This is a genomic window from Vibrio sp. CUB2, assembly GCF_001557945.1.
In the GTDB taxonomy this organism is placed as follows: domain Bacteria; phylum Pseudomonadota; class Gammaproteobacteria; order Enterobacterales; family Vibrionaceae; genus Vibrio; species Vibrio owensii.
Genome location: NZ_LNRB01000011.1, coordinates 1 through 13,310, shown reverse-complemented (window position 1 = coordinate 13,310; position 13,310 = coordinate 1). Strand labels below are relative to the sequence as shown.

Genomic DNA, 13,310 nt, shown 5'->3' with positions numbered 1-13,310 from the left:
CCATGTCAGAACTATCCACTCAAGTGGCCGGAAATTCTGCAATGCATGCCGGCTCCGCTCAGACTCTGTCCTCAAACCGTGGGATGGATGACGTAACCAATAAACTCAAGCAACTGTGGTCAAGCAGCCAACGTAACTTGGTGCTGTCAGCGGTTTTAGCGGCCATTGTTGCGGCTATCATCGTGGTAGCGCTTTGGAGTTCTTCACAAAGTTTCCGTCCGCTTTACAGTCAGCAAGAGCGTTTTGATATCGGCGAAATTGTGTCGGTATTAGAAACTGAAGGCATCAGCTACCGCATGCAAGAGCAAAATGGCCAAGTATTGGTTCCTGAAGGTGAAGTTGCCCGTATTCGAATGTTGCTTGCGTCGAAAGGTGTCAAAGCCAAACTGCCTACGGGTTTAGATTCGCTTAAAGAAGACAGCTCTCTGGGTACGAGTCAGTTTATGGAAACGGCGCGTTACCGCCATGGTTTAGAAGGTGAGTTAGTGCGCACTATCATGTCGCTGAATGCTGTAGCAAACGCGCGTGTGCACTTAGCGATTCCTCGTCAAACCTTGTTCGTGCGCCAAAACACGGAAAACCCTTCGGCTTCTGTCATGTTGGAACTCAAGCCGGGTGAAGATCTTAAGCCAGAACAAGTGGAAGCGATCATCAACTTGGTGGTTGGCAGTGTCACGGCAATGAAGCCTGAATTTGTTTCAGTGATTGACCAATACGGCCGACTATTGAGTGCTGACGTCGCTTCTGCCGAGGCGGGTAAAGTCAACGCGAAGTACCTTGAATACCAAAAGAGTGTTGAGAAGCAGATTATCCAACGTGCGGCAGACATGCTAACGCCAATCCTGGGGCCAAGTAACTTCCGCGTACAAGTTGCGGCAGACATGAACTTCAGCCAAGTCGAGGAAACCCAAGAGATCCTCGATAACGCGCCAGTGGTTCGCAACGAGCACACCATTCAAAACAATTCTGTTGATCAAATTGCACTAGGTATTCCTGGTTCGCTGAGCAACCAACCGCCAGTAACCGGTGAAACCCCAACCAACGATAGCCAGAACACCAATGCTCGCTCAGAAATCAACCGTCAGTATGCGGTAGGCAGTAGCGTGCGTCGCACTCAATACCAGCAAGGCCAAATCGAAAAGTTGAGCGTTTCTGTATTGCTTAACTCGCAAGCGGCACCAGACGGCGTTGCTTGGAGTGAAGCGGACAAAACTCAGATCTCAACCATGATCATGGACGCAGTAGGCATCTCAAATACTCGTGGTGACAGCCTAAGTTTGATGAGCTTTAACTTCACTCCGATTGAGATTGATGCGCCGCCAGCACTGCCTTGGTGGCAAGACCCGACGGTACAGCAGCCACTGCGCTACGTAATTGGCGGCATGCTGGGCTTAGCAATGATCTTCTTCGTGCTTCGTCCTTTGATCATGCACTTAACGGGGGCGGACAAACCAGCACCAGAGCTTGAATTTGCTGAGCCACAAGTGGAGCCGGAATACGACAACCTTCAGACACGTGAAGAGCGTGAGCGAGAAGAAGTGCTTAACCGCAAACTGTCGGAGAAAGGCATTGCCGTGTCGTCTGGCTTGGATGTAAACAGTGACATGCTGCCGCCAGCAGGCTCTCCACTCGAGATTCAATTGAAACACCTACAGCTTATTGCTAACGAAGAGCCAGAGCGTGTAGCCGAAATTCTGAAACAATGGGTAAACATCAATGAACACAGCGCAGTCGACGTCAAAGCAGACGCTTAGTTATGTAGAACAAACCGCACTTGTGCTGTTGGGAATGGGTGAAGATGCGGCCGCCAAAGTGTTGCAGCACTTCAGCCGAGATGAAACCCAACGCGTCACACGTGCAATGGCGAAGTTGAATGGCATTAAGAGTGATTCTGCACGAGGGGTGATTCAACATTTCTTCGAAGATTTTCGTGAGCATAGCGGTATCCGTGGTGCATCAAAAGAGTACCTATCGAATACGCTGCGTAAAGCTTTGGGTAATGACCTAGCGAAAGGCTTACTCAACAATCTGTATGGCGATGAAATTCGCAACAACATGCAGCGTTTGCAATGGGTAGAAGCAGAAACGTTGGCGCGCTTTATTGTCAATGAACACCCTCAGATGCAAGCTATCTTCTTGGCCTATTTGCCAGCAGACAGCTCTTCGGCGGCCTTGAAGCATCTACCTCAGGATTACCACGATGAAATCTTGTTCCGCATCGCTCAGTTGCAAGACATCGATCATCAAGTGGCGAACGATCTGCATGAACTGGTGGAACGCTGCATCGAGAAAGTGTCAGCAAGTCAAAGCACACCGCTTTCGGGCGTGAAGCAAGCCGCAGACATCATTAACCGATTCGAAGGTGATCGCGCATCCTTGATGGAAATGCTCAAGTTGCACGACGAAAACGTGGTCAACGAAATCGAAGAGAACATGTTCGACTTTATGGTGCTTGGTCGTCAGCGCGAAGAAACCATGGATGCGCTTGTCCAGCAGATCCCGTTGGAATTGTGGGCGGTGGCATTAAAAGGTTCCGAGATTACCTTGCAGCAAACCATCAAACGTTCAATGCCGCAACGCATGGCGAAAGCATTGGAAGACGACATGGAGCTACGTGGTGCTGTGGTGTTGAGCCGAGTACAACGCGCTCGCCAAGATATTATGCAGCTGGTTCGTGAGCTTGATGAAGCGGGCGAAATCCAATTGCTGCTTTATGAAGAGCAAACGGTGGAGTAAGGCAATGGCAGAGAGAGCAACCAACACCATGCGCTTGCCACCAAGTGGCTACCGTTTACATCGTTTTCCACCGCTGGCGCAGCCAGTGAATATTGAAGATGATTTCGCACTAGATAATCAAGGTTGGCAAGATACCCAAGCGGATATTCAACAGCAGCTTGAAGCAGGCTTCCAGCAAGGTTTGCAGCAAGGCCATGATGAAGGGTTACGTCAGGGGCTCGACCAAGGCAAACAACAAGGATTGCTTGAAGGGCAGAAAGAAGGCTTTCAGAAGGGATTCATCTCTGGTGAACAATCTGGCAAGCGAAGCTTTGTCGAAGCGGCGAAGCCCGTCAATGAACTGTTTCAAGCCTTATCTCGTTGGCAAAATGACAAAGAGCAGCAGCAACGTCATATGATTTGTGAGTTGGTGCAGAAGGTTGCGCAGCAAGTGATTCGTGCGGAGCTAACCTTGATGCCGCAACAGATTCTGGCTCTTGTTGATGAAACCTTGTCAGCCATGCCGGGTAAAGCGGAAAGCGTGATTGTTCATCTTAATCCTCAGGATTTGGAGCGAATTACGCAAATCAATGCTGACCTACCAACGGCTTGGAAGTTAGTGGCAAATGCAGAGCTACCTGTTGGTGGGTGCCAGCTAGTGACAGAAGACGCAGAGGCAGACGCAAGCTGCGATTCACGTCTGCAAGCCTGCATGGACAACGTAAAACAGCATTTGCTCGATGAAGTCTCGATGCCACAAGTAGAGACTGAGCATGAGTAATACATTGAGCCATGAACTGTTAAACGAGAGATTGAGTGATGCGTTGGCGTCACTCGATTCGATTCCTGTTGCGCGAGTGACGGGACGTTTGATTAAAGTGAACGGCTTAATGCTGCAAGCCGTCGGGTGCCGATTCAAACTTGAACAGCGCTGCTTAGTGGAAACGGCAGAGGGCGACATGATCGAGGCACAAGTGGTTGGCTTTGATCATACTGTGGCCTACTTAATGCCAATTCGACGCCTAGGGGGGTTGTTCGCTGGCGCCAAAGTGATCCCCCTTGACGGTGACAGTACGGTTCAACTGAGTTCGCAATGGCTAGGGCGTGTAGTGAATGGACTTGGCGAACCTTTTGATGACGGTGCACCGCTTAAGGGGGGAGATCGTGTTTCACTTGAACCTAAACCGATCAACCCACTTAAGCGTCGTCCTGTTGATACGCCGTTAGACGTTGGCGTCCGAGCGATCAATGGTTTGCTCACCGTGGGCAAGGGACAACGCATCGGCTTAATGGCCGGTAGTGGCGTGGGTAAAAGTGTCCTGATGGGCATGATTACTCAGAACACCGAGGCCGATGTGATTGTGGTGGGCTTGATTGGCGAACGTGGTCGAGAGGTGCGAGAGTTTGTTGAACGAAACCTCACTCCAGAAGCGCGTAAAAAAGCCATTATCGTTGCCGCGCCAGCCGATGAGTCTCCGCTCATGCGACTGCGTGCGACACTACTTTGCCATCGTGTGGCGGAGTATTTTCGCGACCAAGGCAAAGACGTCTTATTGTTGATGGACTCATTGACGCGTTACGCTATGGCACAACGTGAAATTGCGCTTTCCTTGGGAGAGCCGCCTGCCTCGCGTGGTTATCCGCCTTCGGTATTCAGCGTATTACCTCAGCTTCTTGAGCGAGCAGGTAACAGCGAAAACCCCCACGGCAGTTTAACTGCGATCTATACCGTTCTCGCCGAGGGGGATGATCAGCAAGATCCAGTGGTGGATTCGGCGCGTGCAATTCTTGATGGACACGTGGTGTTGTCTCGGCAACTGGCTGAGCAAGGCCATTATCCAGCGATTGATATCAACGCCTCCATCAGCCGTTGTATGAACGCTTGTGCCCATGAAGCGCACAGTACGATTGCGAATAACTTCCGTCAGCTTTATTCCAACTATCTGCAAGTGAAAGAGTTATTGCCTCTTGGTGGATACCAACCAGGGCAAGATCCTGAGTTGGATCAGTCGGTTTCTATGTATCCGCATTTGCGTGCTTATCTGCAGCAATCAGCGAGTGAAGCTGTTGATTACCCAACCAGTTTGACTTCGTTAGCGCAGATGTTTCAAAGCGAGCAGTAATTGCTGCTTGATAAGTGGATTAAGGAATTAGATGGAATCGAAACTTAAGGCGGTGGGCAAGCTGCAATTGATGGAAGAGAAGCAGCGAGACAAAGTCGGGCAGCAACTTGATCTCATGCGTCAGCGTCACTCCCACCTTACGATGCAAGTAGCGCAACTTTCTGCCTTGAAAAACCACGCCGGACAATCCGCTTTAACCACGCCTGTGCTGAATAGTGCTGCGCTGATGAATCTTAATCGCGTCGACCAAATGCTACAAAAGATGCTGCGCCACCACGAACAGGAACAAGCGGTGATGCAGGCGGAATGTGCATCGGTGCAAAAACATCTCGAATACAAACATGCCCGAGTTCAGGGTTTGGAGAAGGTGTTGGAACGTTGGCGCACTAAACAAAACTACGAAAAAGCCAAGAAAGAACAAAAGTTGATTGAAGATATCATCAACTCTCGTTTAAAGCGCAAAGCCCTATAGCGTCTCCAACTCTGGCTGTTGAGCTTTGTGTGAAGCCTTAAATAGCTCGGCTAAATACTCGCTCAAAGGCATCGGTTTCGCGACCCCATAACCCTGTGCAAAGTCGATGCCTAAACCTCTTAATATCGCAATGTGTGCGGTGCTCTCGACAAACTCTGCCACTGTTTCTAAATGCATTTCTTTTGCGACCGTCGCGATAGAGCTGACGATCAAACGGTCGGTTTCATTCTGCGTAATCTCACGAACAAACGCTCCTTCAATTTTAAGAATGTCCAGTGGCAATCTGCGCAAGTACGCGAAGCTAGCGTAGCCTGTTCCAAAGTCATCTATCGCGATTTTGCAGCCCTGATTTCGCAAGTAATTCAAGGTTGCAATGGCTTGCTGTTCATTGATCAGGGCGGATGATTCGGTGATCTCAAAGCAAATCTTATTTAAGGGAATAGAGAAGCTTTGGGCACTTTCAATAATGCGCGCTGCAAGGTTTTCGGCACTGAGTGTTTTAGCTGTTAAGTTGATCGCACAGTGGCCAATCTCATCCCAATTCTTAACCTTGTCACTCAGCATGCGGAAGGTATTGAGGATGACCCAATGGTCGAGTTTGAGTTCTAATCCAAACTGATTAATCAATGGGAAAAATGCTGAAGGTGGTAGAGCCTGACCATCACGCTCTTTTAGGCGGAGAAGTACTTCAAAGCTGTGTTTCGACGGCTCAGATTCAGAAAGCTTCATGTATGGTTGGCAGAACAACTCAAACTGCTCGCGCTTAAATACCTGCTGAATGTGATTGAGTTTGTCCACGCGGTCCATTTCAAAAGATTGAATGTTGACCCAGTGGATGCTGCTGTCATTCTGTGGTGGCTGATCGCACAGAATCGACACCACTTTCTCAATGTCTTGGTCTTGGCTAACGAGCGTGCAGAAGATGGTCGGCGACACCAATGCGACGGATGTGCCTCGCCAGTAGAATTGGAAGCTCTCTAAGTACTCGGCGACTTCGCTAAGGTCATCCTCAGCAGTATCTGAGTAATGGGTAAAGCTCAGCAGCCCTGTAGAGAAAGGCGGGCGATAGCAGCGATTGATGCTGTTGTTTCGTGAGTACAAAAACTCACTAAGCTGCATGATGAGTTGAGATTTTCCCTCATGCCCTAAATCGGTCAACATCGATAGCGTTGGCGTTAAGTCAAGGTAGATCAACAATGAACGAGATTGATGACTGATGTCCTCTTTCAACTGAGCGATGTTCGAAAGCCCTGAATATGGGTCGATACGCTCTGAGCGGATTTGTCTTTGTGTCATCTCAAACAGTTTCACTGAGTAGCCGCCAAGTAGGTAAGCTAACGTAGTGAGCACGGTAATAATGATCAGCAAGCCGTAGAACTGTTTGTCTCCAATCAATCCTTCATTGAAGTGACGAATACCGTCATTAAGGATCAACAAAATAAACGGCGAGCCGACAAAGAGCGGGCGAATCAAACCGTGTTTTGCTAAACCGACCACGACAAGTAAGACGGCAAAGAAGCTCAGTGAATTGAGCATAAATGAAGAAGAAGAGAGTGCGGCCGCAAAGAAAATCGCGACGCAACTTACCAACCAAGTTATGTAGCTTTGACAACGGTTGTTGGAGATCCTCAAACGTTTATCTAGTGCCAGATAGGACTGGGTATCGGTGTCGGTCAACAAACTGACCACCACGTACAAGATTGGCGTGACCAGTAATTGAGTTAAGTAGTTACCTAACGTGGCATAAAACAGAAAATCGGCGCTTAAGAACTTACCATCAACGAAGGTATTGACCAACATCATCTTGATGGTATTCGCGAACGGAAATAAACAACCAATAATGATGAAAAACAGGCTTATCCGCCGTGCAGCAGGTTGATGAAGTGAGCGACTGTTGAGGTAGTGAAATAAGCTTGAAAACGCAAAAGGCAGTATGGGAACGGTGAGGGAATAGAGCAAGGCGTGCTCAAAGCTTCGACCCGTAAAGAAGTAATAGGCCATCAAGCTCAATACAATCGCAGGTAAAGATTGCCATTGGTAACGTAAAAAACTCACCACCATTACTGAGCTGACTACTGATATAAGCTGGAATGCATCTTTTTCAATGACGAACATTTGCGACAGTGCAAATCCGGCAAACACGGATAGGGTGACGCCAAGAGTCAGAAACAGCATCGCTTTGATTCGGCGAGCCGATGCAGCTTTATTCATGAGTTTGATCTGAAAATGGTTGGATAGCCGATAATAACAGTATTATCGGCTTGAGATGAACTGGAAAATTACGTGGATTAGAGTTTTTATTCTAAAATTTGTAACTAAGGATAAAGCTACGTGCTACAAAGGCTTACGTCGTCTTGTCCAAGCCAGTAGGCCTCCTAAAGCGACCCATCCAAACCCGATAGAACCACCATCACTGCCGTTATCACCGAAGTCATTACTTGTGGTGTCTTCTGGGTCAAAACCTGAATCCCCTTCACTGTGGTAATCTTCGGTTGTGGCTAATGCGGCATCGTAAGTGGTCTTAGTGCCAGCGCTGGTCTGCGCCTCAATCCAAGGGGTGTAATTCAATACTTCAGTAAATACGCTAGGAATGGCAGGAGATTCGCAAACTGATGAGCCATAACTAACGATGCCGATTTGTTGATAATTACCGCTACCATCTTGATACGTTAACGGGCCGCCGGAATCACCGCTACATATTCCCGTGTAAGCTCGGTTTGGGAAGCCGTTCGCACACAAACTTTCTTGAGAGTTAAAACCTGAAACCAGCGAAGAACATTGTGAGTCTGTAAGAGGTTGGATCTCTGCCCAGCGCAGGTAATTCGGTCCTGTCGCATCGTTGGTTGAGGTTTGACCAAGGCCAAAAATTTGGAAAACTGACCGGTTACTGTAGTCACCAAAGTCCTGTGGCAAAGTGATGGATTGTACGTTGTCTGTGATAGGGCGGGTTAGTTCCAATATCGCGATGTCATTGATCCACAAGTCACTCGCGTTGTAATCGGGATGTATCGTGATAGAGCGTACGTCTTTGAACTCTTCGACAAACACATCATCCATGGTTGGGTTTTTGACTAAAACGCGAAGATCATTGATTGTCCACCCGTCGGTGAATACATCCGATTCTACACAGTGTGCAGCCGTCATTATGTACCTGTCATTGACGATCGTGCCGCCACAGATGTTGGCAAATTGACTCGAACCAGTGCGGTGCAGTATCAGGCGTGCAAAGAAGGGGAGTTGATTCGCAGACGCTTGTTGCCCGCCAATAATAAACGTTTTTAAATCAGGATCGTTACCGCTACTGGCGGTTTCTGCAGTTCCAGACAGTGGCACCATGAGTAAAACGCCACTCATTAAGACATGATACAACCTCATAAAGCCATCCTTGGGTTTTCAAAGTACTCTTCTTACTTTATACCAATTCCGGCATTAATCTATTCACTTAAGAAACGAATAATTTTAATAAAGCCTATAGGTTACTCAAAGGGTTGTATATTGCTCTGACCAAACTCTTGTCGCAGCCAAGAGCGTAACAAGTGAAACGCCTCATGTTTGAGTTTGTGCGGCGGACAGACAAAGTAAAACTGCTGATAAGGATTGATGATTGGCTGCCCTAATTCTACGAGTTGGCCGTATTTGATGTCATCTTTTACAAATAGACGGTGCGTGACCAGCAAGCCCAGTCGCCGAGTTGTTGCTTGCACGGCCTGAATCGACATATCAAAGGTGACCGGTTTTTTCCCTTTTGGACGTTCTATGCCGGTTTCTTCTTGCCAAACTTGCCAGTCGTGTTTGCGGCGGTCATTGGTGACTTCGATAATGGGGTAGGTGTTCAGAAGTTCTGGAATGTCATATGGGGCAGAGTGTTCGAGCAGTTCAGGGCTGCACACCAAGACCAACTCATCTTCACTCAACTTCTCACAATAATAGTCTTGCCATTCAAGAGGACTGCCGTGCACCAAGGCGGCATCGATGCCTTCCTGTTCCAAACTGAATTGACCAATCAGGTTAGATAAGCGGATATCTAGTTGCGGGGCGAACTCTTGCAAACTCGACATTCGAGGTATCCACCAATGCAGGGCCAGTGAGTTGACCATATTAAAGGTAATGCGCTTGGAATTTTGGTCATGAATCAGCGCTTCTGTGGCATCGACAATCTGCTCAAGTGCAGGTGCGACTTTACGATAGTATTTTTTTCCTTCGTTATTGAGGCGAACTTGGCGACCAACCCGATCAAACAGAGGCTTGTTAACTTGGCTTTCTAAGGATTTGATGGCTTGGCTAACCGCGGAATGGCTAACAGAGAGCAGTTGAGCCGCTTCTGTCATGCTGCCAGTCTCTGCTACCGCAACAAAGGCATAGATTGACTTCAGTGGGACTAATTTGCGCATAGTGTCTTCACTCCTATTACCTTTGTAGTTAGCGGTAAGCTGATTCTTAATCTGTAAGTTTTTCTTACATTAGCGTTTAAAATAACTCGCTATTTCTGATGAACGCCTTTGCCTAAAATACTCCATGAATTAAGGAGTATCCAATGAAAGTCGAAAATAAATCCGTCATCTTTATGCTGATGTCTACATTAAGCTTATCTGTTACTGGACTGCTAGCGAAGCAGCTTAGTGATGACCTTTCGGTGGCCCTATTCAGTTTCTTGCGCTTTTTCACTCCGGCGTTGATTTTATTGGTCATGCTGCGCTTCAAAAACCTGACTCTCCCTACTGGCAAGACTTTTAAACCCATTTTGCTTCGTGCCTTTTGTATTGGTATGTGTCAGTTGTGCTTTATCGCTTCTTTGCAAACGCTCACGTTAGTCGAAGGTGTGGTGTTGTTTGCGACAGGGCCTTTGTTTATGCCTATCGTTGAAAAACTCTTTATGCGCGGACAGATTCGAATGTCGACCATAGTGGCACTGGTTATGGCATTTACTGGTGTGATTCTGTTGGCTGGCGCAGATGGTGAATTTACATGGCGAGTCGACCTGTTACTGGGCTTGGCTGGTGGCTTGTTTAACTCAGGCTCGCAACTGACACTCTATAAAGCGAGTAAAAGTGACCTGTCGCCATTAGAAATCAACTTCTGGACGTTCGGTTGTGCTGCTTTACTGATATTGCCACTGATGCTCTTCAACGATGCAAATGTGGTATTGCACTCGCTTTCACTTCACGCGTTTGAAACACCGAATACATTGCTTGTCTTTTTGATGTCTCTTTTGATCATCAATACACAGGTCTTTCGTTCGAAAGCGTATCAATTGGCTAGCAGTGGTTCTCAACTTGCACCGCTTATTTTCACCAATCTACTGTTCACAGCGGTATGGCAATGGATGTTTTTCGATGACCAAATGAGCCACAGACAAATATTCGGAATAAGCCTTATTGTGCTGGTGACGATATTAAACACATGTTGGGTTCGGTTCTCTTCGACGTTTGAATTGCAAAAACAGAGGCGTGGATTTACAAAAATTCACTAATAAATAGAAGCGGAAGATAAAAATCTTCCGCTTTTTTTATGTTTTTTCATCTCTGTCTTAGAACTTAAAACTCAGTTTGAATTAACAGTTGATTATTTCTCAAATGCATTCGTATGTAAGAGTTTTATTCTTTAATAACATTAAGTTGAAGATCGAATTAACTGAAAATCGACGTAGTCTCTCCTCTAAATTTGTAGCACATAAAATAACCACAACAGATTTGAGTTATTTGTAGCTAAAGCCCTACAGCATCTAAATTTCTTATCAATATTCTTATCAAATTAGACCAGTTGCTATGAAATTGGGCTATTAGCATTATCTGGGAAATGATTTGTAAAATGCTAATTTGAGATTTTATTAGACTGATAAATTAAATTTGAACTCAGGAAATGAGAGTTCGGTTCACAAAATAATGTTGAATCCCGAAGTTTACATTTATAAATCAAGATTAAAGGAAGATTTCATATGAAGCTCACTCAATTAGTTTCTATCTTAGGTTTTACTCTATTCACATCATCTGTACTTGCGGCATCTGCAAATACCATCACTTTCCAGGGTGAAGTTACGGATGAAACTTGTACCGTAGCGGTGAATGGTGAAAGTGCTTCACCAGTGGTGTTGCTGGAAACCGTGTCTAAATCGCAACTGACCAACAATGGCGATACTGCTGGCGGTGCTGACTTTGATATTTCTATCTCTGGCTGTACTGGCGACGTTGCAGGTGTTCCAAACATCTCGACTGTCTTTGTTGGCAACCAAGTAACGGGCAACGGAAACCTTGGCAATACGGGCAGCGCAACCAATGTTGAGATTCAAATCCTAGATACATCAGGTTCTGCGATTGATCTGACAGGCGGCTTTAAAGGCAGCAATGACCTAGCACTAGCGGCAGGTGAAACCTCAAATACAGCAACATACAGTGCGCAATACTACGCAACAGGTGCAGCAACGGCAGGTACGGTGAACGCGTCACTTCAATACGCGGTTTCTTACCAGTAATCAGTGTTGGGAGAGAGGTTCACCCCTCTCTCTAACCAAGCCAAATAACGAGGTGATAATGTTTTTGCGATTCTGTGTTGTCTTTATCACGTTAATTTCTGGCTTCGCTGCCCATGCCAATATTGTCATGACGGGAAGCCGAATTATTTACCCAGAAGGTGAACCCTTCGTTAACGTTTACCTAAAGAACAAAAGTCAAAACGTCTTCATGGTTCAGTCTTGGTTTGAGAGCGAAGATGGAACCAAAGCGACTCAAAATGAAGTGCCATTTATAGTGCTGCCGCCCATCGCGAAAATCGAGCCGCAGCAAGGCCAAACACTAAGAATAATCAAAGGGGTAGACGGAGAACTGCCTCAAGACAAAGAGTCTGTATTTTACTTTAATTTCTTACAGATCCCATCCAATGCAGCCATCTCAAAAGTGGTTTCAAATGGCAATAAGCTTGTCGTGACAGTGAAGCACAAAGTGAAACTGTTTTATCGACCATTGTCAGTGGTTAATTACAAAAGAAATTGGGTTGATGATTTTCAAATACAGCTCATTAAATATCATGATGGAATAGCTAAGATTCGCATTAATAATAATCAGCCATTACATGTTTCTTTATCCTCAAGTATTTACTTTGAGCGTGAGGGTAAAAAATGGGCTACAGATGCGAAAATGATTTCACCTTATTCATATAAGGACTTTACTTTCAATAATATGGAAGTAAAACAGGGAGAGAAAGTGGACTTGGTAATAACTACAATTAGTGATCAAGGAGCTTTAATACCTAAACGCTACTCCATCCAATTTTAAAAACTATTTTAAATTTGGTGAGTGTTATGTTGTTCGTCAAACGTTCGTCTTTTATCTTTTCCTTGCTTGCTATCCCGCCAACCTTCGGTGAGGAACTGGCTTTTGACCCATCCCTTTTTCAAGGTGATGTCGATATAAAAAAGCATACGATTTCCAATGGTGCTTTTAACGGTTCTACGTTTGAAAATGGTCATCTAGTGGACCTGTATGTGAATGGAGAAATGATTGCTCAAGGCAGTGTGGTTTCTTCTGCTTTCAATAAGGAAACGAAACGCAAAGAACCCTGCTTTACGACACAGCAACTTGAGCTGGTTGGACTCAAAGTTGAGCCAAAAGGGAAAGCGAAATCTGGTTGCCACTTATTGTCAGAGATCGCTCCCATGGTGAAGTGGAATTACGACGAGTCAAATTTTCATTTGAACTTGGATATTCCCCAGGCTTTGTTGCTTAATTCGGTGGGAAGACATGGCAGCCTAAAGTTGTTCAGTTCTTAAGCAATATACTGAGTTTCAGGCATACCAAGTCCTGTAAGTTTGTTCAGCGCTTTGATCATTGCGTAAGTCTCGCCAACCTGAGCATTGTAATTTCTTAGGCTTAATTTCCCACCTAGCAGCTGTTTTACTCGGTACATTGCTGTCTCTGATAGTGAGCGCTTGTGATAGCCATACCGCTTTTTCCACTTCTTGTTGGAGCCGTAGAGCTTTTGACAACCTACTGCTAAATTGCGAGGGT

12 protein-coding genes and 1 pseudogene are annotated in these 13,310 nt (G+C 46.2%); 9 read left to right on the top strand and 4 right to left on the bottom strand.

Features of this window, described 5'->3' with window-relative positions:
• Positions 1–2: 2 nt before the first annotated feature.
• Genes fliF through fliJ form a run of 5 tightly spaced genes read left to right on the top strand, consistent with a single transcriptional unit; the run spans position 3 to position 5,310 of the window.
• A complete protein-coding gene (gene fliF / locus ATB78_RS17830; protein WP_061009604.1) occupies positions 3–1,754 on the top strand; it encodes a flagellar basal-body MS-ring/collar protein FliF in 1,752 nt (583 codons plus the stop codon).
• Positions 1,717–2,736, top strand: a complete 1,020-nt coding sequence (locus ATB78_RS17825) for a flagellar motor switch protein FliG (protein WP_061009603.1) — start codon at positions 1,717–1,719, stop codon at positions 2,734–2,736. Before fliF ends, ATB78_RS17825 begins: the two co-directional genes overlap by 38 nt.
• Before the next feature lie 4 nt (positions 2,737–2,740).
• Complete coding sequence (gene fliH / locus ATB78_RS17820; protein ID WP_061009601.1) at positions 2,741–3,496, top strand: flagellar assembly protein FliH; 756 nt, start codon at positions 2,741–2,743, stop codon at positions 3,494–3,496.
• Positions 3,489–4,838, top strand: coding sequence for a flagellar protein export ATPase FliI (fliI, locus tag ATB78_RS17815; RefSeq protein ID WP_061009599.1), 1,350 nt, complete (start codon positions 3,489–3,491; stop codon positions 4,836–4,838). Before fliH ends, fliI begins: the two co-directional genes overlap by 8 nt.
• A 31-nt stretch (positions 4,839–4,869) precedes the next feature.
• Positions 4,870–5,310, top strand: a complete 441-nt coding sequence (gene fliJ, locus ATB78_RS17810) for a flagellar export protein FliJ (RefSeq protein WP_061009597.1) — start codon at positions 4,870–4,872, stop codon at positions 5,308–5,310.
• Here the strand turns inward: fliJ and ATB78_RS17805 are convergent.
• The 3 genes from ATB78_RS17805 to ATB78_RS17795 form a co-directional block, all read right to left on the bottom strand.
• Positions 5,305–7,521, bottom strand: coding sequence for an EAL domain-containing protein (locus ATB78_RS17805; protein WP_061009595.1), 2,217 nt, complete (start codon positions 7,519–7,521; stop codon positions 5,305–5,307). The two genes, fliJ and ATB78_RS17805, sit on opposite strands and share 6 nt — an antisense overlap.
• Positions 7,522–7,644: 123 nt before the next feature.
• Positions 7,645–8,685 (bottom strand): trypsin-like serine protease, encoded by a 1,041-nt coding sequence (locus ATB78_RS17800; protein ID WP_179947008.1) that lies wholly within the window; start codon positions 8,683–8,685, stop codon positions 7,645–7,647.
• Between the two features lie 101 nt (positions 8,686–8,786).
• Complete coding sequence (locus tag ATB78_RS17795) at positions 8,787–9,701, bottom strand: LysR substrate-binding domain-containing protein (protein ID WP_005436002.1); 915 nt, start codon at positions 9,699–9,701, stop codon at positions 8,787–8,789.
• 143 nt (positions 9,702–9,844) lie between these two features.
• On the opposite strand from ATB78_RS17795, the gene ATB78_RS17790 reads away from it, so the two are divergent.
• From ATB78_RS17790 to ATB78_RS17775, 4 genes are all read left to right on the top strand, one after another.
• Complete coding sequence (locus tag ATB78_RS17790) at positions 9,845–10,780, top strand: DMT family transporter (protein ID WP_061009591.1); 936 nt, start codon at positions 9,845–9,847, stop codon at positions 10,778–10,780.
• 465 nt (positions 10,781–11,245) lie between these two features.
• The gene (locus ATB78_RS17785) at positions 11,246–11,779 is read left to right on the top strand and encodes a fimbrial protein (protein ID WP_061009589.1); all 534 of its coding nucleotides are present in this window, start codon (positions 11,246–11,248) and stop codon (positions 11,777–11,779) included.
• Positions 11,780–11,837: 58 nt separating this feature from the next.
• The gene (locus tag ATB78_RS17780) at positions 11,838–12,578 is read left to right on the top strand and encodes a fimbria/pilus periplasmic chaperone (RefSeq protein ID WP_061009587.1); all 741 of its coding nucleotides are present in this window, start codon (positions 11,838–11,840) and stop codon (positions 12,576–12,578) included.
• 26 nt (positions 12,579–12,604) lie between these two features.
• A complete protein-coding gene (locus tag ATB78_RS17775) occupies positions 12,605–13,072 on the top strand; it encodes a FimD/PapC N-terminal domain-containing protein (protein ID WP_061009585.1) in 468 nt (155 codons plus the stop codon).
• Here the strand turns inward: ATB78_RS17775 and ATB78_RS17770 are convergent.
• Positions 13,069–13,310: pseudogene (locus ATB78_RS17770) on the bottom strand (IS5/IS1182 family transposase); the annotation flags it as partial. The gene ATB78_RS17775 and the pseudogene ATB78_RS17770 sit on opposite strands and share 4 nt — an antisense overlap.